The organism is Citromicrobium bathyomarinum (assembly GCF_038594605.1).
Taxonomy (GTDB): domain Bacteria; phylum Pseudomonadota; class Alphaproteobacteria; order Sphingomonadales; family Sphingomonadaceae; genus Alteriqipengyuania; species Alteriqipengyuania bathyomarina_B.
In genome coordinates, this window is sequence record NZ_JBCFZM010000002.1 from 428,212 (window position 1) to 454,503 (window position 26,292).

Annotated in this window: 27 protein-coding genes; 9 read left to right on the top strand and 18 right to left on the bottom strand. The window is 65.0% G+C overall.

What is annotated here, in order from left to right:
* Window positions 1-76 precede the first annotated feature (76 nt).
* Window positions 77-1,015 (bottom strand): ABC transporter ATP-binding protein, encoded by a 939-nt coding sequence (locus tag AAG612_RS09145; protein WP_342509475.1) that lies wholly within the window; start codon window positions 1,013-1,015, stop codon window positions 77-79.
* 99 nt (window positions 1,016-1,114) lie between these two features.
* Here AAG612_RS09145 and AAG612_RS09150 point away from each other — a divergent pair, with 99 nt between their 5' ends.
* The 4 genes from AAG612_RS09150 (at window position 1,115) to AAG612_RS09165 (ending at window position 2,975) form a co-directional block, all read left to right on the top strand.
* Window positions 1,115-1,369, top strand: a complete 255-nt coding sequence (locus AAG612_RS09150) for a zinc-finger domain-containing protein (protein ID WP_342510329.1) — start codon at window positions 1,115-1,117, stop codon at window positions 1,367-1,369.
* A 112-nt stretch (window positions 1,370-1,481) separates the two neighbouring features.
* Window positions 1,482-1,901 (top strand): hypothetical protein, encoded by a 420-nt coding sequence (locus AAG612_RS09155; RefSeq protein ID WP_342509477.1) that lies wholly within the window; start codon window positions 1,482-1,484, stop codon window positions 1,899-1,901.
* A gap of 110 nt (window positions 1,902-2,011) precedes the next feature.
* The gene (locus AAG612_RS09160; RefSeq protein WP_342509479.1) at window positions 2,012-2,422 is read left to right on the top strand and encodes a hypothetical protein; all 411 of its coding nucleotides are present in this window, start codon (window positions 2,012-2,014) and stop codon (window positions 2,420-2,422) included.
* A 4-nt stretch (window positions 2,423-2,426) separates the two neighbouring features.
* Entirely contained in the window at window positions 2,427-2,975 is a 549-nt protein-coding gene (locus AAG612_RS09165) for a DUF924 family protein (RefSeq protein ID WP_342509481.1), read from the top strand.
* Here AAG612_RS09165 and AAG612_RS09170 read toward each other — a convergent pair whose 3' ends face one another.
* The 7 genes from AAG612_RS09170 to guaA all read right to left on the bottom strand — a co-directional run bounded on the left by AAG612_RS09170 (window position 2,976) and on the right by guaA (window position 8,748).
* Entirely contained in the window at window positions 2,976-3,764 is a 789-nt protein-coding gene (locus AAG612_RS09170) for a hypothetical protein (protein ID WP_342509482.1), read from the bottom strand.
* Between the two features lie 68 nt (window positions 3,765-3,832).
* Window positions 3,833-4,540, bottom strand: a complete 708-nt coding sequence (locus AAG612_RS09175; RefSeq protein ID WP_342509484.1) for an endonuclease III domain-containing protein — start codon at window positions 4,538-4,540, stop codon at window positions 3,833-3,835.
* Window positions 4,541-4,595: 55 nt separating this feature from the next.
* Window positions 4,596-4,796 (bottom strand): hypothetical protein, encoded by a 201-nt coding sequence (locus AAG612_RS09180; RefSeq protein WP_342509486.1) that lies wholly within the window; start codon window positions 4,794-4,796, stop codon window positions 4,596-4,598.
* 126 nt (window positions 4,797-4,922) lie between these two features.
* Entirely contained in the window at window positions 4,923-5,780 is an 858-nt protein-coding gene (locus AAG612_RS09185) for a hypothetical protein (protein WP_342509488.1), read from the bottom strand.
* 73 nt (window positions 5,781-5,853) lie between these two features.
* Entirely contained in the window at window positions 5,854-6,858 is a 1,005-nt protein-coding gene (locus AAG612_RS09190; protein ID WP_342509489.1) for a zinc-dependent alcohol dehydrogenase family protein, read from the bottom strand.
* An 80-nt stretch (window positions 6,859-6,938) separates the two neighbouring features.
* On the bottom strand, window positions 6,939-7,160 hold the full coding sequence (locus AAG612_RS09195; protein WP_342509491.1) for a YrhK family protein: 222 nt from the start codon (window positions 7,158-7,160) through the stop codon (window positions 6,939-6,941).
* Window positions 7,161-7,173: 13 nt separating this feature from the next.
* Window positions 7,174-8,748, bottom strand: coding sequence for a glutamine-hydrolyzing GMP synthase (guaA, locus tag AAG612_RS09200; protein WP_342509492.1), 1,575 nt, complete (start codon window positions 8,746-8,748; stop codon window positions 7,174-7,176).
* A 148-nt stretch (window positions 8,749-8,896) separates the two neighbouring features.
* Here guaA and AAG612_RS09205 point away from each other — a divergent pair, with 148 nt between their 5' ends.
* On the top strand, window positions 8,897-9,331 hold the full coding sequence (locus tag AAG612_RS09205) for a response regulator transcription factor (RefSeq protein ID WP_342510330.1): 435 nt from the start codon (window positions 8,897-8,899) through the stop codon (window positions 9,329-9,331).
* A gap of 520 nt (window positions 9,332-9,851) precedes the next feature.
* Here the strand turns inward: AAG612_RS09205 and AAG612_RS09210 are convergent.
* Window positions 9,852-11,237, bottom strand: a complete 1,386-nt coding sequence (locus tag AAG612_RS09210) for an L-serine ammonia-lyase (RefSeq protein ID WP_342509494.1) — start codon at window positions 11,235-11,237, stop codon at window positions 9,852-9,854.
* A gap of 39 nt (window positions 11,238-11,276) precedes the next feature.
* Window positions 11,277-11,978: a ZIP family metal transporter gene (locus AAG612_RS09215; RefSeq protein ID WP_342509496.1), complete on the bottom strand. Its 702-nt coding sequence runs from the start codon at window positions 11,976-11,978 to the stop codon at window positions 11,277-11,279.
* Between the two features lie 128 nt (window positions 11,979-12,106).
* On the opposite strand from AAG612_RS09215, the gene gyrB reads away from it, so the two are divergent.
* Window positions 12,107-14,629, top strand: a complete 2,523-nt coding sequence (gyrB, locus tag AAG612_RS09220) for a DNA topoisomerase (ATP-hydrolyzing) subunit B (RefSeq protein ID WP_342509497.1) — start codon at window positions 12,107-12,109, stop codon at window positions 14,627-14,629.
* A 6-nt stretch (window positions 14,630-14,635) separates the two neighbouring features.
* Here gyrB and AAG612_RS09225 read toward each other — a convergent pair whose 3' ends face one another.
* The gene (locus AAG612_RS09225) at window positions 14,636-15,253 is read right to left on the bottom strand and encodes a 1-acyl-sn-glycerol-3-phosphate acyltransferase (protein WP_342509499.1); all 618 of its coding nucleotides are present in this window, start codon (window positions 15,251-15,253) and stop codon (window positions 14,636-14,638) included.
* Window positions 15,254-15,280: 27 nt separating this feature from the next.
* Window positions 15,281-16,432 carry an acyltransferase family protein gene (locus AAG612_RS09230; RefSeq protein WP_342509501.1) on the bottom strand — a complete coding sequence of 384 codons (1,152 nt, stop codon included), beginning with the start codon at window positions 16,430-16,432 and terminating at the stop codon, window positions 15,281-15,283.
* Between the two features lie 134 nt (window positions 16,433-16,566).
* Here AAG612_RS09230 and AAG612_RS09235 point away from each other — a divergent pair, with 134 nt between their 5' ends.
* Complete coding sequence (locus AAG612_RS09235) at window positions 16,567-17,736, top strand: BaiN/RdsA family NAD(P)/FAD-dependent oxidoreductase (RefSeq protein ID WP_342509504.1); 1,170 nt, start codon at window positions 16,567-16,569, stop codon at window positions 17,734-17,736.
* A 59-nt stretch (window positions 17,737-17,795) separates the two neighbouring features.
* Window positions 17,796-19,505 (top strand): bifunctional metallophosphatase/5'-nucleotidase, encoded by a 1,710-nt coding sequence (locus AAG612_RS09240; protein ID WP_342509506.1) that lies wholly within the window; start codon window positions 17,796-17,798, stop codon window positions 19,503-19,505.
* Window positions 19,506-19,508: 3 nt separating this feature from the next.
* Here the strand turns inward: AAG612_RS09240 and AAG612_RS09245 are convergent, their stop codons facing one another.
* Window positions 19,509-20,042 (bottom strand): hypothetical protein, encoded by a 534-nt coding sequence (locus tag AAG612_RS09245; protein WP_342509508.1) that lies wholly within the window; start codon window positions 20,040-20,042, stop codon window positions 19,509-19,511.
* A gap of 241 nt (window positions 20,043-20,283) precedes the next feature.
* Complete coding sequence (locus tag AAG612_RS09250) at window positions 20,284-21,891, bottom strand: carboxyl transferase domain-containing protein (protein WP_342509509.1); 1,608 nt, start codon at window positions 21,889-21,891, stop codon at window positions 20,284-20,286.
* A 65-nt stretch (window positions 21,892-21,956) separates the two neighbouring features.
* Between AAG612_RS09250 and AAG612_RS09255 the strand changes: the two genes are divergently transcribed.
* Window positions 21,957-22,706, top strand: a complete 750-nt coding sequence (locus AAG612_RS09255; protein ID WP_342509511.1) for a hypothetical protein — start codon at window positions 21,957-21,959, stop codon at window positions 22,704-22,706.
* Between the two features lie 42 nt (window positions 22,707-22,748).
* Here AAG612_RS09255 and AAG612_RS09260 read toward each other — a convergent pair whose 3' ends face one another.
* From AAG612_RS09260 to AAG612_RS09275, 4 genes are all read right to left on the bottom strand, one after another.
* On the bottom strand, window positions 22,749-23,597 hold the full coding sequence (locus AAG612_RS09260; RefSeq protein ID WP_342509513.1) for a hypothetical protein: 849 nt from the start codon (window positions 23,595-23,597) through the stop codon (window positions 22,749-22,751).
* Between the two features lie 91 nt (window positions 23,598-23,688).
* Entirely contained in the window at window positions 23,689-23,994 is a 306-nt protein-coding gene (locus AAG612_RS09265) for an alkylphosphonate utilization protein (protein WP_342509515.1), read from the bottom strand.
* Window positions 23,991-25,010 (bottom strand): alpha/beta hydrolase, encoded by a 1,020-nt coding sequence (locus AAG612_RS09270; RefSeq protein WP_342509517.1) that lies wholly within the window; start codon window positions 25,008-25,010, stop codon window positions 23,991-23,993. The genes AAG612_RS09265 and AAG612_RS09270 overlap by 4 nt, the downstream gene beginning before the upstream one ends.
* 11 nt (window positions 25,011-25,021) lie before the next feature.
* Entirely contained in the window at window positions 25,022-26,191 is a 1,170-nt protein-coding gene (locus AAG612_RS09275; protein WP_342510331.1) for an acyl-CoA dehydrogenase family protein, read from the bottom strand.
* Window positions 26,192-26,292 lie beyond the last annotated feature (101 nt).

A 26,292-nucleotide genomic window follows, 5' to 3' on the forward strand; every position in this document is an offset into this window, starting at 1 on the left:
ACCTCTTTAGCAAAGGTTAGCGTGACCCTCAGGAGATAACCTCTCGGCATCGGTCCGCGCCCCCGCAACGCAAGCCTTATCCCGCACCGGTCAGCTGGACGAACACGTCCTCCAGATCGGGTTCGAGAGTCGAGACATCCTCGATCGCGTAGCCATACCCCTGAACAATGGTGAGCACCTGCCCCGCGGTCGTCTGATCTCTATTATAGGTAATTTCCAGCGTGCGCGGGGCGGTCATCTCGGCGCGCGTGAACATCTCGTCCATTGGCGGGCCGGCAAAATCCTTGTCGACTTCCAGCCGGATAATCTTCTCGCGCGCCATGCTCACCAGTTCGCGAGTCGGCTTGTTGGCGATCAGCTCGCCATGGTTGATGATCGCGATCCGGTCGCACAGTTCCTCGGCCTCTTCGAGATAGTGCGTGGTCAGCACCACGGTGACGCCCTGCGCGTTGAGCTCGGTCACCAGTTCCCACAACTGCCGCCGCAGCTCGACATCGACGCCCGCAGTCGGCTCGTCGAGCACGAGGATCGGCGGCGAATGCACCATCGCCTTGGCAATCAGCAGACGGCGCTTCATCCCGCCCGACAAAGTGCGGGCGTAGGCGTCGCGCTTGTCCCACAGGCGCACCGCCCTGAGCAGTTCCTCGCTGCGCCGCTCCGCCTTGGGAATGCCGTAGAAGCCCGCCTGATTCTCCAGCACCTCGAACGGGGTGAAGAACGGGTCGAAGACGATTTCCTGTGGCACGATCCCGATCGAACGCTTGGCGTTGCGCGGGTTTTTCGCGGTGTCGAAGCCCCAGATCTGCGCGTTCCCGCCGGACTTCGTGACCAGTCCGGCAAGGATGTTGATCAGCGTCGACTTGCCCGCGCCATTGGGGCCGAGCAGGCCGAAAATGCCGCCCTGCGGCACCTCGAAGCTGACGCCCTTAAGCGCGAGCTTGCCTTCGCCTTCGCCCTTGTTGGGCGCGTAACGCTTGGTCAGGTTGTCGATCGATATCGCAGGCCGGTTTTCCATGCCGCCGCCCTAAATCGCATCGCCGCTGTTGGCCACTGCTTTGCGCGCGCACTCTTGCCCGGGGGCGAGCACGCGGATATGCGCACCCCCATGTCGATCATGCCGCCTCCGCCCGAGATCTCCAAGGTCACCATGCGCCGCGTGTGGTGCGACGGTGCCACCGATATTCGCAGCGGGAAGCTTTATCGCGCCGCCGCCCTCGGCCACCCCAAGGTCTATCTCGAAATCGACGAGCACGGCTATGTCGATTGCGGCTATTGCGACCGGCGCTTCGTGCTCGAAGGCGGGCCTGCCGACGGTGTCGACCAGTCCGCCCTTCCCGACATCTCCGAAGGCGCCGACCCCGGCCACTGAGGCGGCTTTTGCGCGGCTCTTGCCCGCATCGTCCCCCGTCCGGAGCACCAATGCCCCTCTCATGCGTTGTTCAGGCAAGGTGTAGTAATCGTACGCCCGAAAGGATGATGCCATGACACTTCGCTCTGCCCTTCCCGCTCTGGCCGCGATCGGCGCCCTCGCCTTCGCCATGCCCGCCACCGCCGGTTCGGAAACCACCCGCGCGGACCGCGGGCAGGAACGCCTCGACAAGCTGCTGAAAGACCGCGTCGCGGGCGAGCCGACCAATTGCGTGCTCAATCGACCCTCGGCCCGACTCTACATCATCGACGAGACCGCGCTGGTCTACGAATCGGGCAGCACGGTCTACGTCAACTATACCAAGCACCCCGAATCGCTCGACGATGGCGACTATCTGGTGCTGAACAACCCCGGCACGCAGCTGTGCCGGACGACGCAGATCACCACCCGCAGCCGGGGCGGCAACTTCTTCAGCGGGGTGATCTTCCTCGACGACTTCATCCCCTACAAACGGGTGAAGGACGAAGGCTGAACGCCCCTGGCGCTCCCGCTGCGCGAACCGTGTGTCAGCGGGAGCTTTCCAGCGTTCTAAGGCTTGGTTCAGCCAGGATGTGCGATAGGTCCAAGCGAAAGGAAACCGCCATGAATTTACGATTTGTTGCGCCGGTGCTTGCCGCGCTTGCGTTTTCTGCCCCTGCCGTCGCCCAGCAGGCCGCCGATCAACCCACCAAGGGTGAGGAACGCCTCGCCAAGATGCTTCAAGGGCGCGTCGCGGGCGAACCCGAGAAGTGCATCCGCGCCTTTCCGGTTCGGGATTTCACGATCATCGACGGCACTGCGCTGGTCTACGAGGTCGGAACGACGCTCTACGTGAACTACACCCGCGACCCCGAAACGCTCGACGATGGCGATCTGCTGGTCGTGGAGAAGACCGGAGCGAGATTCTGCAATACCGATATCGTCAGAACCCGCGATCGCGCAGGGCAATTCTACACCGGCAATATCTTCCTGAGCGATTTCATCCCGTACAAGAAGGTCGCCGCAGGGTCCTGACCGGATGACGATGGCCCCTCGGCCCTGGATGGCCGAGCTGCAGCATGTCTGGTTTGCCAGGCTCGGCCCGGCCGACTGGTATGCGGTGAACGAAACGGTCGACGATGCGCTGCGCCGCCGCTTCGAACGCGAGTGGCGCGCGCTGCGCCATCGCCAGCCGCACGAATTTCTCGATAGCCCGCGCGGTGCTCTCGCTGCCGTGCTTCTGTTCGACCAGGTGCCGCGCAATATCTTTCGCGGCTCCGCGCTTTCCTTTGCCAGCGACCCGCTGGCCCGCGCGATCGCGCGCAAGGTGCTCGCACGCGGCTGGCATCGGGCGCTGACGCCGGTCGAGCGGCAATTTCTCTACATGCCCTTCATGCACAGCGAAGCGATTCTCGACCAGCAACGCAGCGTGGCGCTGTTTGCGCGGCTGGGCCGGTCGCTTTCCTTCGCGCGCGATCACCATGCGATCATCGCGCGTTTCGGCCACTTCCCGCATCGCAACGATCTGCTCGGGCGCCAGACCACGCCTGCAGAAGCCGCCGCGATCGAGGGCGGGCATGCGTGGTAATCAGCCCTTGGGCTTGAGGAGCTTCGCCGGGCGTTCGCGCTGTGCCTGCGCGAACAGGCCGTAGGTCTGGTTGACGTAGTTCGACACGTCCATGATCGAATCGAGATATTGCTCCAGCTCGCCGGTCATCTCCTGTTCGACCAGCCGCACGCGCGCAGACGGGTTCTCCGTCTCGAAATGTACGTAGAACCACGGATCGCCGCGTTTCAGTTTGAGCGGTTTCGATAGGTCGTACCACTCGAATGCCCAGGCCAGCGGGCGGGGCCAGATGTGGATCGGGAAGCGACCGCCCATCTGCAGGCCGGGCCGCTGCTCGGCAAACCAGTGCAGGTAGGGCGGGGTCTGCACCACGAAGCACGGTTCGTCGGCGACGAACACGTAAGGCGCGGTAAACTGGATGATCGGGCGTTCGGGATGGCGCCATTCGTTCGGCGGCTGGATCTGGAACAGGTTGGCGCGCCCCTGCGGGCGCATCGCCGACTTCTCGCCACCCCTGTCGGTCAGCGTCAGTTCGCCCTGCGCATTGCGGACGAAGGCCAGCTCCAGATCGACCGGGCAGGGAACGACGAAATGCCGCCGGTCGAAATCGACCGCTGCCGGGCACACCTGGATCGACTTGCCGCTTCGGGCTGGCGGGTCGGACCGGCTGAAGGCCTTCGGCGGCGCCCAGATCGAGCCACCCTTGCCATCCCACTTGACCGCCCACCCGACGGTGAGCGTGCGCGACTTGCCGCGCGTTTCGGCTTCGATGCCCCCGGCATCCTCGGCAAAATAATCGTCCCACCCCATGCACAGGTGATCGCCCCAAACGCGCGACGATGCAAGGGCGGGCGATTCGTCGCCGCAGATCGTCGGTATCAGGCGGCTTTGGCCCTGCCCGTCTCGCAGAGCGCCTGCGCCGGGCACCGCGCGCAGTCGGTGCTGCTCGGTCGGCAGAAGGCCCGGCCGATTTCCTTCATCAGCAGGTGATGCTCGTCGTAGTCCGCCGCGGACCACTCGGGCGGAAGCACCGGATCGATTGCGGCATAGGCGCGCGCCGTGTCGGCCCTGCGGGGGACCAGCCCCATGCGCTGGAGCACACGGCGATGATGCGAATCGAGTACCATCGCCTTGCGGTCGAGTATCGAGGCATTGACCACCCCCGCCGCGATCTTGCGCCCGACGCCGGGGAGCGTTTCGAGCCATGCCATCGCGGCAGCCGTTTCCATCGGTTCCAGATGCGACAGGTCGAGAGCGCCGCGCTGTTTCACGATGTCCGTCAGGCAGGCCTTGAGCCGCTCGGCCGCCACGTTGGGATATGTCTGCGTGGCGAGCTCGGCTTGCAGGTCTGGGAGCGGCGCCTCGGCCACCGCTTCCCAACTGCCGTACTTCGCCAGCAGACGGTCGGTCGCGGCGTTGGAAATTTCGGACTTCGTGCGTGCGCCGATGAGCCCCTGCACCAGCACCCATGCAGGGGCGCGGCGTTCTCTCGGTGCGCGCTCGATCCGCCCGAAACGCTGGATCAGCCGCGGCTGGAGTTGGCGCAGCGTTTCGGTACGCGGATCGTCGCCGAGGGGCAGTTGCATCGCCCCGCGATAGGCTGCGTCGCGCCAGGACCGCAAGCAAGCTTGCCTGCGATCGTCAGCCGCCCAGGCCCGTCTTGGCGACGATCTTCCGACCGACGAGCCACGAAATCGGGATCGCGAGGAGGAAGCCCGCCGCCGACGCAATCGCGATCGGCTGCCATCCGGCCTGCATATCCATCGAGAGAACCGCGATAACCGCCATTCCCATGAGCGTCGTCGCTACGATCGGCAACAAGATGAGCGTTATTCGAAACATCAAACGACTCCCGCATTGATGGCCATGATGCTGGAATACAGCGGGTTGGCCACGGGGTCATTGATGCCGATCAAGTTGGCGCGCGCAGCGCTCTCGCGGCGCTGAGGGGCGGTTGCATCGCGGGGCTCAGTTGCGCGCGAACCGGTCGACGAACTCGCCCACTCCCGCCATGTCATCGAAGCCGAAGATATAGGCGATCTCGACCGTGTCGGAGAAATCCAGTCCGCCCGCCGCCACGGCGGGGTTCACGTAAGCGGCCTTGGAATTGTGGTAGTCGGACAGGCGCTTCGCCTCGGTCCAGATCGGCCCGATGCGCGGGTCGGAGAGCAGCGCCTGCCAATGCGAGCCGTCCTTCGTGTTGAACGCGGGCGAGCCATTATCGGGGAAATTGCCATCTTGAATGCGGTGGTATCGCGTGTTGTAGACCACCGTCTGCATCGCCTCGTCGCTACTCTGGCTCTCGTTCCAGTAGCTGTGCTGGACGACATGTACCCTGGTCCACATATCCCTGGGCAATCGCTCGACCGCCGCAGCCGTCACATCCGACTGCCCGGCCTCGGCCACCCACACGCGGCCACCCGCCGCGATCGTTTCGCGCATACGCGCCGCCAGCGTGGCAATCGCCCCCTCGCGGTTCGCATGGGCATCCTGCCAACGATCCCCGAAAGCGAGCGTGAAGAGTTCGGCTGCGGGAAGGAACTGGCCGCCTTGCGAACCATAGGCCCCCGCGGTGGCAAGGTAATCGACGCAAGAGGACGCGGAGTCTTTCAGGACCGATCCCAGTCCCGCCACGGCCTGCAGATCGTCGACATCGGGCTTGCGGTCGTAATTGGCGACAAGCAGGTCGCGCGCCGGATCGAACAGGCCGATTCTCCCGGCCTTCTCGCACATGCTCGAACCAGTCGACGCAGGCGTGGTCGCACAGGCGGAAAGCGCAAGAGCCAGCGGCGCTGCGGCAAGGCAAATGGCGGATAGGCGGATCATGGTTTCTCTCCCTCTGCCAAGACAGTGCCCGAAGCCGGCTCAGATCGCCAATCAAGGATGCTGCGCGGCGGTCTCAGATATCGACCACGATCTTGCCGAAGTGTTTCTGCTCCTGTTCGTGACGGAAGGCGTCGGCCAGATCGGCCAGTGCGAAGCGATCCGAGATGACCGGCTCGATACCCGTCGCCTCGATCGCTGCGATCATGCGCAGTTGCATCGCGCGGCTGCCGACGGTCAGGCCCTGCAAGCGCCCCATCTTGCCCATCAGCGCCGCGGTCTCGACCTCGCCCTTTCGGCCGGTCAGCACGCCGATCAGGTGGATATGGCCGCCCGGCCGGATCGCCGCGATCGCCTGGTTGACCGTGCCCGGCCCGCCGACTTCGACCACATGATCGACACCGCCGCCGGCCCAGTCGAAGGCTTTGTCGCCCCAGTTCTCGGTGCTCTTGTAATTGATCGTGTGATCGGCGCCGAGTTCGCGCGCCCTGGCCAGTTTCTCGTCCGAACTCGAGGTGATGATCACCCGCGCACCTGCCGCCTTGGCGATGCGCAGCGCGAACATCGAAACCCCGCCCGTGCCTTCGAGCAGGACGGTCTGCCCCGCCTTCAGGTTTCCGTCCTCCATCAGCGCGCGCCACGCGGTCAGCCCCGCGCAGGGCAGGCAGGCGGCCTGCACGTAGTCGAGATTGTCGGGCATCCGGGTGAATGCGGAAACCGGCTTGACCACGCATTCGCGGGCGAAACCGTCGATCCCGTCGCCGGGCGTCGTCTCGAAACTGCCCATCGGCGGGCGGCCGTCGCGCCACTCAGGAAAAAAGGTCGAGACGACCCGGTCGCCGGGCGAGAACTCCTCCACGCCTTCGCCCACCGCCTCGACCTCGCCCGCGCCGTCCGACAGCGGGATGCGGCCATCCTCGGTCGGGATCATGCCCGCGACCACCGCATAGTCGTGGAAGTTGAGTGAGGAGGCGTGCAGCTTGACCCGCACCTCGCCCGGGCCGGGTTCGCCCGGTGCGTCGATGTCGACGACTTCGAGGCTGTCGAGACTGGCGGGGTTGCGGACCTTTACGGTTTTCATGGGGTTGCTCCGTTGCTTCGGGGGTTTGCTCGGGCAACGGACGAACGGCTCGAAGGGTTCTTAGTCCCTTCGAGCGACGGTTACTCCCGGCTCTCCACGATCTTCACGCCCAGCTCCCCCATCGCGCCGATCAGCATCAGGAACGAGCCGATGATGAAGAGCCAAACGCCCAGAGTCTGGTAAGAACTGAAAGAGGGCAGGAAAAACACGCTGCCGACGAAGAACATCGCGTTCCCCACCAGGCCGAGCGAGGTGTGTATCCAGCCGAAATCCTTGACGATCAGGCGCAGCGTGCCGCTCATCGAATAGCTCCGATCACTCCCACTCGATCGTGCCGGGCGGCTTGCTCGTATAATCGTACACCACGCGGTTGATCCCGCGCACCTCGTTGACGATGCGCGTCGCGACGCGGCCGAGGAAGGCGGCGTCGAAGGGGTAGACATCCGCCGTCATCCCGTCGGTGCTGGTCACCGCGCGCAAGGCACAGACGCTGTCGTAGGTGCGCCCGTCGCCCATCACGCCAACGGTCTTCACGGGCAGCAACACCGCAAAGGCCTGCCAGATCGCATCGTAGAGCCCGGCGTTGCGGATTTCCTCGAGATAGATCGCATCCGCCTTGCGCAGGATGTCGCAGCGTTCCTTGGTGACTTCGCCGGGGATTCGGATCGCGAGGCCGGGGCCGGGGAACGGGTGGCGGCCGACGAAGATGTCGGGCAGGCCGAGCTCGCGGCCCAGATCGCGGACCTCGTCCTTGAACAACTCGCGAAGCGGCTCGACCAGTTTCATGTTCATGCGTTCGGGCAGACCGCCGACATTGTGGTGGCTCTTGATCGTGACCGAAGGCCCGCCGGTGAAGCTGACGCTCTCGATCACGTCGGGGTAGAGCGTGCCTTGCGCGAGGAAGTCCGCGCCACCGATCCTGTTCGCCTCTTCCTCGAACACGTTGATGAACTCGCCGCCGATGAACTTGCGCTTCTTTTCGGGGTCGGTCTCGCCCGCGAGGCCTTCCATGAAGCGCTCTTCGGCATCCACCACCACCAGCGGGATGTTGTAGTGGTCGCGGAACATCGTCTCGACCTGTTCGCGCTCGCCCAGCCGCAGCAGGCCGTGGTCGACGAAGACGCAGGTCAGCTGTTCGCCGATCGCTTCGTGGATCAGGATCGCGGCGACCGAAGAGTCGACCCCGCCGCTCAGGCCGCAGATGACCTTCGCATCGCCCACCTGCTCGCGGATCTCGGCGATCTTGGTCGCTCGGTATTCAGCCATGGTCCAGTCGCCCGATAGACCGCAGACATGGCGCGCGAAATTGGCGAGCAGCTTCGCGCCATCGGGGGTGTGGAACACTTCGGGATGGAACTGCGTGCCGTAATAGCGCCGCTCGTCATCGGCGATCAGCGCGAAGGGCGCACCATCGCTGGTGGCGACGATGCGGAAGCCTTCCGCAAATCTGGTCACCTTGTCGCCGTGGCTCATCCAGACCTGGTGCCGCTCACCAACTTGCCACAGCCCTTCGAACAAGACGCAAGGTTCGGTCACGGTCAGGAAGGCTCGACCGAATTCGCCGCCTTCTCCGGTCTCGTGACCCGGCTTCACCTCGCCGCCCAGTTGCTCGGTCATCACCTGCTGACCGTAGCAAATGCCGAGGATTGGCAGGCCGCTGTCGAACAGCACCTGCGGGGCACGGGGCGAACCATCGTCGCACACGCTGGCGGGCGATCCGGAGAGGATGATGCCCTTGGGCTTCATCCGATGGTAAGCCTCTTCGGCCTGCGAAAACGGCGCAATTTCGGAATAGACGCCCGCTTCGCGCACGCGGCGCGCGATCAGCTGAGTCACCTGGCTGCCGAAATCTACTATGAGGATGGAATCGGGGAGTTGTTGCGGGTCCATGCGGCTGCGTTAGGCGGCAGTGGCGCGCGATGGCAAGCGGGCGCATCCCCGGCAGGTCGTATTGCCATGTTAACGTTTTGAATTTACATTCGAATTTGAACAGCGATCTCACATTCGACGAGGGAGAAGCGCAATCGCACGCATCATTATCGCCGACGATGATCCGATCATCGTCGAACTGGTCCGCGAAATCCTGGCCAAGGAAGGTCATATCGTTGGCGCGCTGGAGGATGGCTCTCGCGTGACCCAGGTGCTCGATAACAAGCGGCCGGATCTGCTCATTCTCGACTGCATGATGCCGGGCAAGACCGGGATCGAGGTGCTGCGACAGATTCGCGGATCGAAGCTCAGCCGACGGATTCCGGTGCTGATGCTTACGGGGCGGGGATCGCGCTCCGATCGGGAGATCGCGTTCTATACCGGAGCGGACGATTACATCAGCAAGCCCTTCGACAGCGAAGAGCTTGCGCTGCGGGTCAATGCGCTACTCGAACGGGGTTCGAGGATCGCTCCCTTGCCGACGGCGAGCGACGGTTCGACAGAAACCGATGAGAAAACAATCGGCCGACTGATCCGGTTGTAATCAAATGCGCCCTCTTGCGCGCTGCGCACCACCCTCTGGTGCAAAAAACTGCACACACCTGCATATTTTCTCACTTTCATAAAGTGAGGCGTAAGATTATTTCCCCCTTCGAGCCGGGCGGCGGGCTGTCCTCTCCTCCCCCCTAGTCTGCCCCCGGCCAACATAATAAAGACAAGGAAAAATCCATGCGCACGATGACGACGCACGTCTTCGCGCTGCTGGCGGCGGTTTCGATCAGTTCGATCGTCCTCGTCAGCGCCGTGACTATCTGATCCCTTTCCCCCGAAAGGCCCTCCCCCAAGGGCATTGGATCGAGGCCCGCTTGCCACCCCCGGCAGGCGGGCCTTTTTCATGCCGGGCGAAGACCGATCCCAAGTCGATCGGATGCAACCGCACCATGGGACGATGCGGCACATCGCATGCCGCCGAGGCGGTGTGATGTCGCGGTTCGGCCAGGCGATCCGGCAGGGTGAGGGCTATTTTCGCGAAGCGTTCGGGCGCGAAGAGCCCTAGGCCCCATTCAGCATTCGACCACGTTGACCGCCAGCCCGCCCTGGCTCGTTTCCTTGTACTTGTTGCTCATGTCGAGCCCGGTCTGGCGCATCGTCTCGATCACCTGATCGAGGCTGACGAGGCTTTCCGCGCCGGTACGATGCAGTGCCAGCCGCGCCGCGTTGACCGCCTTGACCGCGCCGATCGCGTTGCGTTCGATGCACGGCACCTGGACCAGCCCGCCAACCGGATCGCAGGTGAGGCCGAGGTTGTGCTCCATCCCGATCTCGGCAGCGGAGGCCACTTGCACCGCGCTGCCGCCCCACAGGGCCGCGAGGCCACCGGCCGCCATCGAACACGCCACGCCGACCTCGCCCTGACAGCCCATCTCCGCGCCCGAGATGCTCGCGCGCTGCTTGTAGAGCAGCCCGACGGCCCCGGCGGTCAGCAGGAACAGCCGCCGTTTCTCGACGCAGTCGGTTTCCTCGGCGGTCTTGCAATAGAAGCGGATCACCGCCGGAATGATACCCGCCGCGCCATTGGTGGGCGCAGTGACCACGCGGCCCCCGGCGGCATTCTCCTCGTTCACCGCCATCGCATAGCAGTTGAGCCAGTCGAACAGCTGCTCGCGCTCGTTCGATTGCGGACTGCCCGAAAGCTTCTCCCACAGGTCGGGCGCACGGCGCTGCACCTTGAGGCCGCCCGGCAACACGCCGCGTTGCGTCAGGCCGCGGTCGATGCAGCCATCCATCGCTGCGGCGATCCGGTCGAGCCCTTCGAGCGTTTCTTCGCGCGGACGCATCGCGTCTTCGTTGGCGAGCACCAGATCGGCGATCGAGAGGTCCAGCCGCGCGGACAGCGCCAGCAGATCTTCCGCGGATCCGAAGGGGTACGGCACACTCGGTCCGGCCTTTACCCGATCGTCCTTCGGCGGATCGCACAGCTGTTTCTCCGACGCGACGAAGCCGCCGCCGGTGGAATAGTAGGTCCGCTCGCTGATCGTCGCGCCGCCATCGTCGAAGGCGCGCAACACCATGCCGTTGGGATGGAGCTCGGGAATGACGTGGCCCGCAAGATCGATATCGCAAGCGCGCTCGAAGCGGATTGTGCGCTGTCCAGCCAGCGCGAGGCACTGGTCCGCCTCGACACGGCGCAGCGCGGCAGCCGCCTCGTCGGGATCGGTGCGGTCGGGGCAGAAACCCATCAGCCCCATAATCGTCGCGTCCACCGTGCCATGGCCCACCCCGGTCAGCGCAAGCGAACCCTGCAGTTCGACCGCGACCCGCGCGACGCGCGGCAGCTCGCCCGATTTCTCGAGGGCGCGCACGAAACGCCGCGCGATTCGCATCGGGCCGACCGTATGCGAAGAAGACGGGCCGATTCCGATACGGAAGATGTCGAGTACAGAGAGCATTGAGCGCGGATGGTCCAAGCCTTCCGCGACGTCAATTGCCTAGCCGCCGCTTCCCAGCGAACCCAGCAACAAGGCGAGCACGGCGCCGATGGCAGTTGCGATTCCCGCCCGGTAATCGTCTTCCTTGAAGGCCTGCGGGAAGACCTCGACCGCAAGGCTTGCGATCACCGCCCCGGCGGCGAAGCAGCGGATCGCGCCCAGCTGCGATTCGCTCGCCACTTCGAGCAGCATATTGCCCGCGATCGCTGCGGCGGACAGCAGCGCGGCGGTTGCCGCCCATAGCAGGAAGACCTTGCCCCTGGACCAGCCGTCCTCGCGCATTTCCTTCGCCCCGCCCGCAGCCTCGGGCAGGTTGGACAGGAGGATCGATCCCGCCAGCGCGGCGACCTCCATCGGCCCCGCCCCGATCAGCGCGACGCCCAGTGCAAGGTTTTCGGGCACGCCGTCGAGCGTGATCGCGGCAAGCAAGCCGCCGCCCGAACCGCCGCCCCATTTCTCCTTCACCAGCCAGTCCGCCAGCGTGAACACGCCCGCGCCCGCCAGCACCGCGAGCGCCGCGACGGTCAGCGAACCGCGCTCGATCGAAGGCTCGATCAGTTCGCTGGTGACCGAGAGCAGCAGCGCACCCCCGGCAAGCGCGACGAGGAACCCCTCGGTCTTCTTTCCCAGCGGCGCATAAAGGCCCCAGGCAGCACCCAGCAGCAGAGCGCCGGAGACGACCGCGACTACGATCAGTGTCATCATCATCACTGCACTTACGGCTCTACTTGGACAAAGTGCCCGTCCGGCACGGCCCACCTCGGGGAAAAGCTGTGCTTTTCCTTGCCGAAAGGTTTGGGATTCGGGCCAGCCGCGCCTATATTCGCCCGATGGACGAGAACACGAAGAATGGCCGGAATACCGGCGACTACGGCGCGGATTCGATCAAGGTGCTCAAGGGCCTCGACGCGGTCCGCAAACGCCCCGGCATGTATATCGGCGATACCGACGATGGTTCGGGCCTGCACCACATGGTGTTCGAGGTGTCGGACAATGCCATCGACGAAGCGCTGGCGGGCCATTGCGACCTCGTTCTGATCGAACTCAATCCCGACGGCAGCGTCTCGGTGGAAGACAATGGCCGCGGCATTCCGGTGGACATGCACAAGGAAGAAGGCGTGTCGGCGGCCGAGGTCATCATGACCCAGCTGCACGCGGGCGGTAAGTTCGAGAACACCAGCGACGACAACGCCTACAAGGTCTCCGGCGGCCTCCACGGGGTGGGCGTCTCGGTCGTCAACGCGCTGTCCGAATGGCTCGAACTGGTCATCTGGCGCGACGGCAAGGAGCACTGGATGCGCTTCGAGGCCGGCAACGCGGTCGAACCCTTGCGCGTCACGGGCGATGCCCCGCCGGTCGATTCGAACGGCGACGAGAACGGGCTCAAGAAGGGCACGCGCGTCACCTTCAAGGCGAGCGAGGAAACGTTCAAGAACGTCACCGAATTCGATTTCGACAAGCTCGAGCATCGCTACCGCGAACTCGCCTTCCTCAACTCGGGTGTGCACATCAAGCTGCGCGACCGGCGGAGCGAGGACGTGGCCGAGCACGACCTGTTCTACGAAGGCGGCATCGCGGCCTTCGTCAGCTATCTCGACCGCAACAAGGATGCGCTGATCCCCGAGCCGATCTCGGTCTCGGCGGAGAAGGACGGGATCGGGATCGACGTCGCGCTCGAATGGAACGATTCCTATTACGAGAACGTGCTCGCCTTCACCAACAACATCCCGCAGCGCGACGGGGGCACGCACCTTGCCGCCTTCCGCACCGCGCTGACTCGCACGCTCAACAACTATGCCGCCGCGTCGGGCCTGCTCAAAAAAGAGAAGGTCAGCCTCAGCGGCGAAGACATGCGCGAAGGGCTGACCGCGATCGTTTCGGTCAAGCTGCCCGATCCCAAGTTCTCTTCGCAGACCAAGGACAAGCTGGTTTCCTCCGAAGTCCGCTCGCCGCTGGAAAGCCTGATGGGCGACAAGATGACCGAGTGGCTGGAGGAAAACCCCAACCACGCCAAGACCATCGTCCAGAAGATCGTCGATGCCGCCGCCGCCCGCGAAGCCGCACGCCGCGCGCGCGAAATGAGCCGTAAAGGTGCCATGAGCGTTGCTTCGCTGCCCGGCAAGCTGGCCGACTGCCAGGAACGCGATCCCGCAAAGTGCGAACTCTTCCTGGTCGAGGGTGACTCGGCCGGTGGCTCAGCCAAGCAGGGCCGCGACCGCAAGACGCAGGCGATCCTGCCGCTCAAGGGCAAGATCCTGAACGTGGAGCGCGCGCGCTTCGACCGGATCATCTCGTCCAAGGAAGTCGGCACGCTGATCCAGGCGATGGGCACCGGCATCCGCGACGATTTCAACATCGAAAAGCTGCGCTACCACAAGATCGTCATCATGACCGACGCCGATGTGGACGGCGCGCATATCCGTACGCTGCTGCTGACCTTCTTCCACCGCCAGATGCCCGAGATCATCAAGGCAGGACATCTCTTCATCGCCCAGCCGCCGCTCTACAAGGTGGCGCGTGGTCGCAGCGAAGTGTACCTGAAGGACGAGCGCGCGCTCGACCGCTATCTCGTGGCCGAAGGCCTGCAGGATCGCGTGCTCGACAGCGCCACTGGCGTACGCGCCGGGGCGGACCTGTCCGCGCTGGTCGACCATGCGCTGCGGATGCGCAACCTGCTCGCCTATGCGCCGCGCAAGTACGACACCGCGATCGTCGAAACGCTCGCGATGGCGGGTGCGTTCGATCCCGAAAATCTCGCTGCGGGCGATGCGCTCGACCGCGCGGCAGCCCGTTTGCAGATGGGCGACACCGAAGCGAAGTGGAGCGGCGAACGCTCCCCCGATGGCGGCATTATGATGAGCCGCCTGTGGCGCGGCGTGACCGACAGCCACCTGATCGAGGAAAAATTCCTCGAAAGCGCCGAAGCGCGCAAGCTGCATAAGGTCGCAGCCGAAAACCTCGATGCCTACGAAAGCGCAGCAAAGCTGGTGAAGCCGAGCGCGGTCGAGGAGACTGCGCCCGAAGCCGAGACCGAGGACGAGAACGCCACCCCGGATCGCTCGGCCACCGTTGGCCAGGGCACGATCATTCGGCCGACGCAGTTGTTCGACGCGGTGATCGCGGCAGGCCGCAAGGGCCTGTCGGTCCAGCGCTACAAGGGTCTGGGCGAAATGAACGCCGAGCAGTTGTGGGAGACCACGCTCGATGCCGACAACCGCGCATTGCTGCAGGTGAAGATCGAGGATGCCGACGTGACCGACGAGATATTCTCGCGGCTCATGGGTGATATCGTCGAAACCCGGCGTGAATTCATTCAGGACAATGCGCTGAACGTCGCGAACCTCGATATCTAACCGCGACTATCGCGGCGGATCGCCTTCATCGGCGAGCGCTGAGAAGTTTGGCACAGAGATGTGCTTGCTCGCATAGAATCGCTGCGCCGCGATCATGTCGGCGGCGTAGTCGCCCGTGGGCACGATCTCAGGCCCTATCCCGCCGCGCCTGGCCTCGTAATCGATCCAGCCGCACAGAATCGGGACATTTGCGCGAAGCGCAATCTGGTAGAAGCCGCTCTTCCAGCTTGTGGTGTTGACGCGCGATCCTTCGGGCGCGATCGTCAGCAGCAGATCCTCGCGCACGGCGAACTGCTCCGCCATCTGCTCGACCAGATTGGCCTTGCGGCTGCGGTCGACCGGTATCCCGCCCATGTCGCGCATGAAGCGCGCGATCGGCCACCGAAAGAGGCTGAGCTTGGCGATGAATCGGGTGCGCAGGCCCAGGTCGTGCGTCAGCCCGAGGTAATTGACGAGGTCCCAATTGGTCGCGTGCGGCACCGCGATGATGACGGCTTTTCTCGGCAGGGCGCGGGTCGCCGGGCCGCTGACGCTCGCGCGCCAGTTCTCCCGCCGGTAAAGCCTCAGGATTATCGCAAAGGTAATCTGCGACAGAAACGAGCGGCGCGGTTCAGAAGCCTTCATAGCATCGGCTCCCCTGCTCTGCTGCCGCTACGGTTTCGCCGGTGATACATCCCCAGCCGCAGGTTGGCCAGCATCGCCGCCCCGCCGCACCAGCAATCCGCGCCGGCCATGGGGCCGCACGCCGTTGACCAGCCACAGCGCGAGCGGGCTACGGCGCAGCAGGCGGTGCGTGGCGTAAGGCAGCGCGAAAGCGCCAAGACAGATCGTAAGCCAGGACAGCAGCGGCGGCAGGCTCGCGCCGATGCACACTATCGCCAGCGCGATCACTACGGGGTGATGCAGCAGGTAGACGGTCAGCGAAGCATCCACCAGCCGGTCCAGCATCGCCGACCCCTTGCGCACCGAGCGCATCAGCAGCGCGAGGATCGTCTGTGAGAGGCACACCGAAGAAAGCCCGTCGAACAGGATGTCGAGCGCAATGCCGATGCTCGACCGGTCTTCCCACAGCCAGACATGCAGCGCGAGCGCGACGAGCCCGGTGACCGTCACGACCGGATCGAACCGCCCAAACCGCTCCCACAGGCGGCGAGAGCGTCGCAGCGCGACCCCGATGGCGAAGAAGGGCGCGAAAGTCGCGAGCGCATGCAGATCGACAAGTCCGCCTGCGAGCAGCGGATCGAAGGGCAGCCGGTAGGTCGCGACCAACAGGACAAGTTCGTAAGCAGCGATGCCGATACCCAGCGTGATGACGCGGGGCATGGGGAGCGATGACGCATGCTGGACCAACGGCCAGACCAGCGCCAGCATGAGACACAGCACCAGCAATGTCGGCAGGAACCAGAGGTGCGAGATCGGATCGACAATGGCGGCGCTATCGATGATTCCGGTGGGCGCGCGTGCCAGCATGGCCGATTGTGCCGGGATGATCGCGATGATGCCGAACACGAATGGCAGCCCCAGCCGCTCCGCGCGACCCTTCAACCAGTCGCCGCGCGCGCGCCGCTCAAGCAGCAGCGCGGCGAAGAACCCGGCGATGATGAAGAAGCCGGGCATGCGAAAATCGCTCAGGATGGGCGGGATGATCGCCAGCAGGGGATCGCGCGAACCGCTCATCACGACCCAGTGCCCGCCGGCGAAGACGAGGCTTGCGTGAAAGGGAATGCCGAGCAGCATGAACAGCGCACGCGCCGCGTCGAGGTGGTGAAAGCGCTGCTCGCCCGAGTCGGGAGGCTGGTTCATGGACAGGAATTGCGCCGATTCTTCGCGCCTGTCGCGCGCGATGGCGGCATCGTCCCTTTGCCGGACGGTCGGCGCGCCGATGCTTACCGCGCCCGCTCTCGACACCGGCGCGCGCGGCGGGCACGGGCGTTTGCATGAATTTCGATGCGATCATCCTGGGCGGCGGTGCGGCCGGCCTGTTCTGCGCCGGCGTAGCGGGCCAGCGCGGGCGGCGCGTGCTCGTACTCGAAAAGGCCGAGGCGGTCGGCAGGAAGATCCTGATTTCGGGCGGCGGGCGGTGCAACTTCACCAATCTGGGCGCGGGGCCGGCAAACTTTCTCTCCGCCAATCCGCACTTCGCCAAGTCCGCACTGGCACGCTACACGCCGCGCGATTTTGTGGAGCTGGTCGAACGCTACGCGATCGAATGGCACGAAAAGACGCTGGGTCAGCTGTTTTGCGACGGGTCCGCGAAACAGATCGTGGCGATGCTGCTGGCGGAGTGCGAAAAGGGATCGGTCGAAGTTCGCACCGGGCAGCAGATCGGCACGGTCTCGCATGGCGAGGATGGCTTCACGGTCGAGGCGAATGGCGAAACGCACCGCGCACCTGCGCTGGTGATCGCCACCGGCGGGCCGTCGATCCCGAAGATGGGCGCGACCGGCATCGCCTACGATCTCGCGCGCCAGTTCGGCCTCAAGGTGGTCGAGCCGCGCCCCGCGCTCGTCCCGCTGACGCTGGGCGGCAAGGATGTGCTGTTCCGCGAGCTGTCGGGCGTGTCCGCTCCGGTCGAGGCACGCGCCGGGAAGGCGACATTCCGCGAGGCGGCGCTGCTGACGCACAAGGGCCTCTCCGGCCCCGCGATCCTGCAGGTCAGCTCCTACTGGCGCCATGGCGAGGTGTTGCGGATCGATTTCCTGCCCGATGCGGCCCCCGGCTGGCTGATCGAGCGCAAGGCAGGCACGCCGCAGGCGCAGTTCGCGAGCGTGCTGCGCGAGCATCTGCCCGAGCGGCTGGCCGATACCCTCGCCGGAAGGCTCGGCCTGTCCGGCCCGCTCCAGTCGCTCTCCGACAAGGCGCTGCGGCAGGCGGAGGAAGCGTTGCGCGGCTGGCAGTTCCACCCCAACGGCACCGAAGGCTTCGTGAAGGCGGAAGTGACCGCGGGCGGCATTTCGACCGCCGAACTCTCCTCGCAGACGATGGAAGCGAAGAAGGTGCCCGGCCTGTTCGCCATCGGCGAAGCGGTCGACGTGACCGGCTGGCTGGGCGGCTACAACTTCCAGTGGGCCTGGGCGAGCGGCCATGCCTGCGGGCAGGCGCTGTAGGTCGCGTCCCGGCAAAAGCCTTCTTGAAGTTGCAACGCGGCGCGCGCATCGCAGCGGGCATGACCGCAAAGACCTTCTTCGCCGCCCTCCTCGCCCTCACGCTCGGCGCCTGCACCACCATCCCCGAGCCCCCGGCACCCGAGCCTGTGACCATCGGCATCGTCGGCCTCAACGATTTTCACGGCAATCTCCAGCCGATTTCGCGCCCGGTGAGAATCGCGGACGGCGTCGAGGTAAAGGCGGGCGGCGCGGCCTACCTCGCCGCGGCGGTCGACGCGCTGCGCGCAAAGCGCGCGAACACCATGGTCATCGCCGCGGGCGACCTTATCGGGGCCAGCCCGCTGGTGTCCTCGCTGTTCCTCGACGAGCCGAGCATCGGCGCGATGAACCGAATCGGGCTCGATTTCAACGCGGTGGGCAATCACGAGTTCGACCGCGGCTGGCGCGAACTCATGCGCGTGCAGAACGGCGGGTGCGAGAAGCTGACACTGCGCGAACCTTGCGCGGTCGAGGCCGATTTCGCCGGCGCCCGGTTCGGCTTCCTCGCCGCCAATGTGCGCACGGCCGACGGCGGCACGCTGTTTCCCGGCTACGGCATCAAATCCTTCGAGACCCCTGCGGGCGAGATCAGGATCGGGGTAATCGGCCTGACGCTGAAGGAAACGCCCACGCTCGTCACGCCGAGCGGGGTCGACGGCCTGACCTTCGGTGAGGAAGCGGCGGCGATCAACGCGCTGGTGCCGGTGCTGGAAGACCAGGGCGTGGACGCGATCGTGATCGCGATCCACCAGGGGCTCTATACCGAGGTCGGCTATAACGACAAAAGTTGCGGCGGGGTCTCGGGCCCGCTGATCGACATCCTCCGGCAGGTCGATCCCAGGGTGGACCTCGTCCTCTCCGGCCATACCCATGCCGCCTATGTCTGCGACTTCGCCCGAATCGATCCTTCGCGGACCTTCCTGGTGACCAGCGCGGGCTATGGCGGGTCTTTCCTGACCGACATCGAGATGGAGTTTGATCCCTCCACGCACGACGTGGTGCGCGTCACCGCGGACAATGTGGTGGTGCAAAGCGCCGCGCCGCAGGACGCCAACCCCGCCTTCGCCACGCTTTCTCCCAATGCAGGCGTTGCCGCCTATGTCGCACGCTATGCCGATGCGGCCCGCGCGGCGGAGCAGCGCCCCGTGGGCCGCGTCGAGGGCAATGGTTCGGCCCCCGGCCCGGCGACTGAGGAAACCCAGCTCGGCAATTTCATCGCCGACGCGCAATTGTTCGCAACCCGCAAGGAAGGCGCGCAGATCGCCTTCATGAACAATTCGGGCATTCGCGGCGCGGGGCTGGAGCCCGCCGGGGACGGCACGATCACCTTCGGCAACATCTATTCGGTCCAGCCTTTCGGCAACACGCTGGTGACCAAGACCTTCACCGGCACGCAGCTGCTCGCCCTGCTCGAACAGCAGTTCGACGACGAAGGCTTCGTCCAGACTTTCAGCGCTTCGCAGGGCTTCGAGCTGACCTACGACCTGAGCCGCCCGGTCGGATCGCGCGTCGTTTACGCAACGCTCGACGGCAAGCCGATCGATCCGCAGGCCGACTACCGCGTGACGATGAACAGCTTCCTCGCCGCGGGCGGCGACAGCTTTACCGTGTTCGAGGACGGCATCGACGTGGTCACCGGCCCGGTCGATCTCGACGCGATCGAGGCCTACCTTGCGCAGCAGGACGTCACGACACTGCCCGCCGCAGACCGGATCACCGCGGTCGAATAGCGATCAGAGGGTTATCGCGGGCAGGTAACCTTCGCCGAAGACGACCGCCGTAAAGCCCAGCGACGCGCCGATCCACGCGCCCGCCAGCCATCTCCAGCCGATGCCGGACCGGCGGGCACCGACAAGCATGAGGATCGCCAGCAGGCCGACGACGAGGGCGGGCAGTATCCATATTCCCAGCCCCAATGCCTCGCTGATCCGCGCTTCGTCGTTCGGAGCCTGCACGCTCACTGCGGTCGCCAGAATGCGCATCATCAGCGCAGCGAAGACGATGGTGGGCCCAAGCGTGCTGCCGCGCTTGCTGAGCATCACTCCGATGATCGCCAGCAGCAGGGTTACCAGCGGCCCCGCAGCATCGACCAACGCGGCGTCGCGCCAGCTTGCGGCCCCGCCGGTGATCGACACGCTGTTGATGCGTGCCACCGCGTCGTAGCCCAGCGCCTTGGCCGCCACGAGGTGACCCGCCTCATGCAGAAGGTTGCACACGACGACCACGATCAGCGCCAGCCCGATCTGCCTGAGTATTGTTAACGCCATTGCTTCCCCCCAGTTGCGAAGCCCGAACGCACATCGGCGCGAGGGACGCGTCAAGCGAACCCATGACCGGGGGCGCTCCCCTATCGACGGACGGCACCTTTGCGGAGGATCGCAGGCCCAGGTCGGCGGGCGTGCCGCGAAAAGGTACGCGAGGCCCGGCGGCACATCCGGACCCGGCGGATTCTCCGACGCGCGCTTCATGCGCTAGCGTCGCGCCCACTGCAGGTCCGCCTCCACGCCGCTACATCCGGAACACACCGAAGCGCGGGCGATCCGGAATCGGCGCTTCGAGACAGGCGGCGAAGGCGAGGCCCAGCACGTCGCGGGTCTGCACCGGGTCGATCACGCCATCGTCCCACATCCGCGCGGTGGCGTAGTAGGGATTGCCCTCGTCCTCGTATTTCTGGCGAATAGGCGCCTTGAATTCCTCGGCCTGGTCCTCGGTCCAGGAGTCCGCGTCGCGGTGGACCGTGGCGAGCACGGACGCCGCCTGTTCGCCGCCCATCACCGAGATGCGGCTGTTGGGCCAGCTGAACAGGAAGCGCGGGGAATAGGCGCGGCCCGCCATGCCGTAATTGCCCGCGCCGAAGCTGCCGCCGATCAGGATCGTGACCTTGGGCACGCTCGCGGTGGCGACCGCAGTCACCAGCTTCGCGCCGTGCTTCGCGATGCCTTCCGCTTCGTACTTCCCGCCGACCATGAAGCCGGAGATGTTCTGCAGGAACAGCAGCGGGATGCGCCGCTGGCACGCCAGTTCGATGAAGTGCGCGCCTTTGACGGCGCTTTCGGAGAACAGCACGCCGTTATTGGCGAGCACCGCCACCGGCATGCCCCAGATATGCGCGAAGCCGCATACCAGCGTGGAGCCGTAGTCCTTCTTGAACTCGTGGAACTCGCTGCCGTCGACCAGCCGCGCGATCACCTCGTGCACGTCGTAGGGCGCGCGCACATCCTCGGGGATCAGCGCGTAGAGGTCTTCGGCGTCGAACTTCGGCGGCACCGGCTCCTGAAGGTCGATATTGGTCGCCGCATCGGTGTTCGCACCCAGATGGCTGACGATATCGCGCACGATGGTCAGCGCGTGCTCGTCGTTCTCTGCCAGATGGTCGACCACGCCCGATTTCTTGGCGTGGAGGTCGCCGCCGCCCAGATCCTCGGCGCTGATTTCCTCGCCCGTCGCGGCCTTCACCAGCGGCGGCCCGGCGAGGAAGATCGTGCCCTGGTTGCGCACGATCACGCTCTCGTCGCTCATCGCGGGGACATAGGCCCCGCCCGCGGTGCAGCTGCCCATGACGCAGGCGATCTGCGGGATACCGAGGCTGCTCATCTGCGCCTGGTTGAAGAAGATGCGCCCGAAGTGCTCCTTGTCCGGGAAGACCTCGGCCTGATACGGCAGGTTCGCGCCGCCGCTGTCGACCAGATAGATGCACGGCAGGCGGTTTTCCTGCGCGATTTCCTGCGCGCGCAGGTGCTTCTTGACCGTCATCGGGTAGTAGGAGCCACCCTTCACGGTCGGATCGTTGCACACGATCATTACCTGCCGCCCGCTGACGCGCCCGACGCCGCAGATCATCGAGGCGCCGTTGACGTCGCCTTCGTACATCCCGTTGGCGGCAAGCTGCCCGATCTCGAGGAAGGGCGAGCCGGGATCGAGCAACCGCTCGACCCTTTCGCGAGGCAGCAGCTTGCCGCGTGAGACATGCCGCTCGCGATGCTTCTCGGAGCCACCAAGCGCGGCTTCGGCGACCTTCTCGCGCAGCTCTTGCGCCAGCGCCTTGTTGTGATCGAAGCGTGCCTTGGCATCGGGCGCGTCGCGGTCGAGCGTCGAGGTGAGTACGGGTGCGGTCATGAAAACTCCTTGTGCGCGCCCTAACGCCACTGCATCCTCGCGCCAAGTTAGGAGGAGTGATCGGAATGAGGATCGTGCGAGCCATCGGCGCAGGGCTGCTGCTGACGGCAGCAATCCCGGTGCCCGTCTACGCCGACATCGCCGGACGCTACGAGACCGTCGATGAAGACGCGCTCATGAAGATGGAAATGACCATCGAGGCAGACGAGCACGGCAATGTCCGCACACAGATGGCGCGGCTTGGCGCATATTTCCTGGTTAGCGACGGCGAGTTTTACCAGGTAGCGACTAGCGAAGAAGGCCCCTCGGTCATCCGACTGGCCGACTTGATGGCCATTCAGAAAGAGTTCGCGGAAGATTTCTTCGCCGACCGCCTCGAGGCTTGGGAAAAACCGACCGAGACCTTTGCGCCGATGGACGAAGAAACCGTCGGGAGCCGTGTCGGAACGGGCTACGGCATCGTGAACGATGACAATCCCGAACCGCAATACGCCTTGCTGGTTATCAGCGACGATCCGCAGCTGGCCCCGCTCGGGCAGGCACTGGCCAATTCGAATGAGGCAATGGCCGATTCGATGAACGGGTGGGGCGCGATGGGTACTGTGCTCCGGATGATGAACGACGAGATGGTTGCTGTGATGCGCAAGGGGGCACCCCTGCGTATGATGTCCATCGAACTGACCGATGTGTCTCTCGATCCCATTCCGGCAGAGCGCTTTGAATTGCCCGCGCAGCCCCTCACTATCGAAGAGATTCGCGCGCGGTTCATGCCCAGTGTGGAACCACCGCCGACACTTCCTCCGCGCGAGGACTGATCCCACGCTGGCCGTGCATCCGGCGGGAGGTGTGCACCCTGCTCAGGCGTCCATCTCTTCGTCGGCCGTGCTGCGCAGATCGGCGGGGACATCGGTTCCCTCCAGCCAGCGGCCCTTCATCCATTGCTTGGTCGCAATGCGCGTGCGGGCGGCATAGTCGGGCGTATCGAGACCGACCAGCGGGAGATCGAATTCTTTCGCGGTCAGGGCCAGGCCGGCATCGTCGAGATCGCGGCCCGCCTTGACCGCGTGGCGCGCCAGCTCCAGTTCCTGCCCCCAGAAATAGACCATGTCCGCCTTCGCGTTGGCCTGCATATCGTGAACCTCCTCGGCGCGGCCCCAGCTGATCATGTCGAGCCAGATGTCGGGCATCAGCAGGTCGACATGGCGGTCGGGCTTCCACTCGAGCGCGTCGGCCTCGACGATATGCACCTTCTCGCCCGCACCATCGGGCAACTTGGAGAACAGATCGAGCTGCCGGTGCATTTCGAGCACCTCGTCGTCCATTTCGATCACGGTCACCCGATCGACCTCGGGCTTGAGCGCGGTCATCGCGGCGACCCAGCCCATGCCGAGGCCGTAGATGGCGACATGCCCGCGCGCGAAATCGACCCCGATCAACTGACTCTCGGTCTCCATCGGCGTGATCGACATCCACACGTTGCTACGGCGCCTGAGCAGGATGAGGCCATTGACCACCTGCAGCCCGGTCCAATAGCCCTCGCACACCACCGTCGGCAGTACCTGCAAGGCCCACGCGCCGATCTGCATCGGCTGGTAATAGGCGCGCAGCGGATCGTCCGGCGTAACGGGCAAGGTGTCGAGGTCGACATTCGACAGGTCCGGCACCTGGCTTTGCGGATGCGGTTTCCCGCCGAGTTGATCGACCAATCTTGCCTCCCCCGATTGCGGCCGAGATCGGCCCCGCCCCTGTGCTAACCCGCCATTGCGATCAAATCGTGGCCATCCGCCATGTCGCTGATCAACGCTTCTTCACGAACTCGGCGCGCAGGACGAGGCCCTTGATGCCAGGGTACTTGCAGTCGATCTCCTGCGCGTCGCCGGTCAGGCGGATCGACTTGATCAGCGTGCCCTGCTTCAGGGTCTTGCCCGCGCCCTTGACCTCGAGATCCTTGATCAGCGTCACCTGGTCGCCATCCTCGAGGACATTGCCCACCGCGTCGCGCACCTCCATCTTGCGGGCAGCAGCCTGCTTGGCGGCCAGTTCGGAAGCGGGCATCCATTCGCCGCTTTCCTCGTCGTAGACGTAGTCTTCATCGGCGCTCATTCGGATGGCCCTTCGAGGTGTTCGGCGAAAAAGGGCAACACATGCCCGGAAAAGCGTTCGCCCACCCGGTTGGTGTGATCGCCATCATAGAGTTCGAACTCGTAGTCCACCCCGAACCGGTCGAGCTCTTCGCGCCAGATGCGGTTGCCTTCGAGAAGGAAATCCTTGTCGCCAATATCCATCGCAAAGCCATCGAGCGAGGTGAGCGAACGCAGATATTGCGGCAGGATCACCACCGGCGCATTGGCGGCGACGCGCTGATTGACCAGCGGGTCGATCGTGCCGTCTTCGCGCAGGCCGGTATCCGCCTTGAGGAAGCCTTCGTCCGACGGGTCCGGCGACCAGGCGACGAGCGTGGAGATCGCGGCGAGCTGGAAGAATTCCGCATTTTCCACCTCCTCCTGGCTCATCCGTTCGATCTGCTGCGCCATCTGCGGCGTCATGACCTGCGGGTCGAGGCAGCACGCGCTCATCATATAGATGCTGGAGAAGATGCCGGGGTTCTTCATCGCGACGCGCGCCGTGCCATAGCCGCCCATCGAATGGCCGGAGAGGCCGCGGCTCTGCGGATCGGCAATCGTGCGGTAGTTGGCGTCGATCCAGGAAACCAGATCATGCGCGATGAAGCCTTCGTAATCGCCCACGGTCGGACCGGAGGAATAGAAGGCGCCTTTCCACTTGGAATCGCCATTGGGGACGACCAGGATCATCGGATGCCCTGCCGCAGCGGCTTTATCGACCGCGCCGGTGAAATCGATGTGATGTTCGGCGTAGCGTTCGGGCGAACCCCAATAGCCGTGCAGGAAATAGACCACCGGGTACTGCGCATCGGGCTCCTCGTCATAGCCCGGGGGCGTGATGACGTAGACCTCTCGCTCCGCCGTATTGTTTTCAAGGTTTCCCTCGATCGCGGGGCTATGGACGGATTCGATGGTGAGCCGCGCTGTCTCCTGCGCGGCGGCAGGCATGGCCAGGGCCGCAGCCAGGCCGAGCATGAAAGCGATTTTCCCGAGCATCGTCATTTCCTTTACCCCGCCGCCCCGATCAGTTCGCGCCCGATCAGCATGCGGCGGATTTCGTTGGTGCCCGCGCCAATGTCGAGCAGCTTGGCATCGCGCATATAGCGTTCCACCGGCCAGTCGAGCGTATAGCCCGCTCCGCCCAGCGCCTGCACGCTTTCCGCTGCCACGCGGAAGGCATTCTCGCTCGCGAGCAGGATCGCGCCCGCCGCGTCGAAACGGGTCGTCTTGTTCGCATCGCAGCTCTTGGCGACCGCGTAGGTGTAGGCGCGCGCCGATTGCAGCGCGACATACATGTCCGCCACCTTGGCCTGCATCAGCTGGAAAGACCCGATCGGCTTGCCGAACTGCGTGCGCTCGCGAAGATAGGGGATCACGGTGTCGAGGCAGGCCTGCATGATGCCCAGCTGAAGCCCCGCGAGCACCACCCGCTCGTAATCCAGCCCGCTCATCAGCACGCCGACGCCGCCGCCGACCGGGCCCATCACGCGGGTTTCGGGCACGAAGCAGTCGTCGAACACCAGCTCGCTCGTCGGCGAGCCGCGCATGCCGACCTTCTCGATCTTCTGGCCGATGGAAAAGCCTTCGTCGCCCTTCTCGATCAGGAAAGCGGTAATCCCGCGCGATCCGGCCTCGCTATCGGTCTTGGCGTAGACCACCAATGTGTCGGCATAAGGCGCGTTGGTGATCCAGAACTTGGTCCCGTTCAGGCGGTAGCCGCCATCGACGGCCTCCGCCTTCAACTTCATCGAAACGACGTCGGACCCGGCGCTCGCCTCGCTCATGGCCAGCGATCCGACATGCTCGCCGGAGATCAGCCCCGGCAGATACTTGGCCTTCTGTTCCTCGGTTCCCCAGCGGCGGATCTGGTTGACGCACAGGTTGGAATGCGCGCCGTAGCTGAGCCCGAGAGAGGCGCTCGCCCGGCTGACCTCCTCGACCGCGATGACATGTTCGAGATAGCCGAGGCCGAGCCCGCCATCGGCCTCGTCCACGGTGATCCCATGCAAGCCAAGCTCGCCCATCTGGCGCCACAACGCATCGCGCGGAAACCAGTCCTCACGGTCGATCTTCTCGGCCAGCGGAGCGATCTGTTCGTCGGCGAAGCGGCCAATGCTCTCGCGGATCATCTCCGCGCTTTCGCCAAGCTGGAAATCGAAGTCGGGGGTTGCGCGCATTTTCAGGACATCCTTCTCTTTGCGCACGCGCATAACAGGCGCGCCCGGCATGGCAAACAGGCGGGCCGATGCGGGCGCAGGCAGGTGTGCGAGAGCCGCCG

Excerpts from the sequence above, each read along its gene's own strand:
- AAG612_RS09145 (WP_342509475.1), bottom strand. The coding sequence starts at position 1,015 with ATGGAAAACCGGCCTGCGATATCGATCGACAACCTGACCAAGCGTTAC.
- AAG612_RS09150 (WP_342510329.1), top strand. The coding sequence starts at position 1,115 with ATGCCGCCTCCGCCCGAGATCTCCAAGGTCACCATGCGCCGCGTGTGG.
- AAG612_RS09155 (WP_342509477.1), top strand. The coding sequence starts at position 1,482 with ATGACACTTCGCTCTGCCCTTCCCGCTCTGGCCGCGATCGGCGCCCTC.
- AAG612_RS09160 (WP_342509479.1), top strand. The coding sequence starts at position 2,012 with ATGAATTTACGATTTGTTGCGCCGGTGCTTGCCGCGCTTGCGTTTTCT.
- AAG612_RS09165 (WP_342509481.1), top strand. The coding sequence starts at position 2,427 with ATGACGATGGCCCCTCGGCCCTGGATGGCCGAGCTGCAGCATGTCTGG.
- AAG612_RS09170 (WP_342509482.1), bottom strand. The coding sequence starts at position 3,764 with ATGGGGTGGGACGATTATTTTGCCGAGGATGCCGGGGGCATCGAAGCC.
- AAG612_RS09175 (WP_342509484.1), bottom strand. The coding sequence starts at position 4,540 with ATGCAACTGCCCCTCGGCGACGATCCGCGTACCGAAACGCTGCGCCAA.
- AAG612_RS09180 (WP_342509486.1), bottom strand. The coding sequence starts at position 4,796 with ATGTTTCGAATAACGCTCATCTTGTTGCCGATCGTAGCGACGACGCTC.
- AAG612_RS09185 (WP_342509488.1), bottom strand. The coding sequence starts at position 5,780 with ATGATCCGCCTATCCGCCATTTGCCTTGCCGCAGCGCCGCTGGCTCTT.
- AAG612_RS09190 (WP_342509489.1), bottom strand. The coding sequence starts at position 6,858 with ATGAAAACCGTAAAGGTCCGCAACCCCGCCAGTCTCGACAGCCTCGAA.
- AAG612_RS09195 (WP_342509491.1), bottom strand. The coding sequence starts at position 7,160 with ATGAGCGGCACGCTGCGCCTGATCGTCAAGGATTTCGGCTGGATACAC.
- guaA (WP_342509492.1), bottom strand. The coding sequence starts at position 8,748 with ATGGACCCGCAACAACTCCCCGATTCCATCCTCATAGTAGATTTCGGC.
- AAG612_RS09210 (WP_342509494.1), bottom strand. The coding sequence starts at position 11,237 with ATGCTCTCTGTACTCGACATCTTCCGTATCGGAATCGGCCCGTCTTCT.
- AAG612_RS09215 (WP_342509496.1), bottom strand. The coding sequence starts at position 11,978 with ATGACACTGATCGTAGTCGCGGTCGTCTCCGGCGCTCTGCTGCTGGGT.
- gyrB (WP_342509497.1), top strand. The coding sequence starts at position 12,107 with ATGGACGAGAACACGAAGAATGGCCGGAATACCGGCGACTACGGCGCG.
- AAG612_RS09225 (WP_342509499.1), bottom strand. The coding sequence starts at position 15,253 with ATGAAGGCTTCTGAACCGCGCCGCTCGTTTCTGTCGCAGATTACCTTT.
- AAG612_RS09230 (WP_342509501.1), bottom strand. The coding sequence starts at position 16,432 with ATGAACCAGCCTCCCGACTCGGGCGAGCAGCGCTTTCACCACCTCGAC.
- AAG612_RS09235 (WP_342509504.1), top strand. The coding sequence starts at position 16,567 with ATGAATTTCGATGCGATCATCCTGGGCGGCGGTGCGGCCGGCCTGTTC.
- AAG612_RS09240 (WP_342509506.1), top strand. The coding sequence starts at position 17,796 with ATGACCGCAAAGACCTTCTTCGCCGCCCTCCTCGCCCTCACGCTCGGC.
- AAG612_RS09245 (WP_342509508.1), bottom strand. The coding sequence starts at position 20,042 with ATGGCGTTAACAATACTCAGGCAGATCGGGCTGGCGCTGATCGTGGTC.
- AAG612_RS09250 (WP_342509509.1), bottom strand. The coding sequence starts at position 21,891 with ATGACCGCACCCGTACTCACCTCGACGCTCGACCGCGACGCGCCCGAT.
- AAG612_RS09255 (WP_342509511.1), top strand. The coding sequence starts at position 21,957 with ATGAGGATCGTGCGAGCCATCGGCGCAGGGCTGCTGCTGACGGCAGCA.
- AAG612_RS09265 (WP_342509515.1), bottom strand. The coding sequence starts at position 23,994 with ATGAGCGCCGATGAAGACTACGTCTACGACGAGGAAAGCGGCGAATGG.
- AAG612_RS09270 (WP_342509517.1), bottom strand. The coding sequence starts at position 25,010 with ATGCTCGGGAAAATCGCTTTCATGCTCGGCCTGGCTGCGGCCCTGGCC.
- AAG612_RS09275 (WP_342510331.1), bottom strand. The coding sequence starts at position 26,191 with ATGCGCGCAACCCCCGACTTCGATTTCCAGCTTGGCGAAAGCGCGGAG.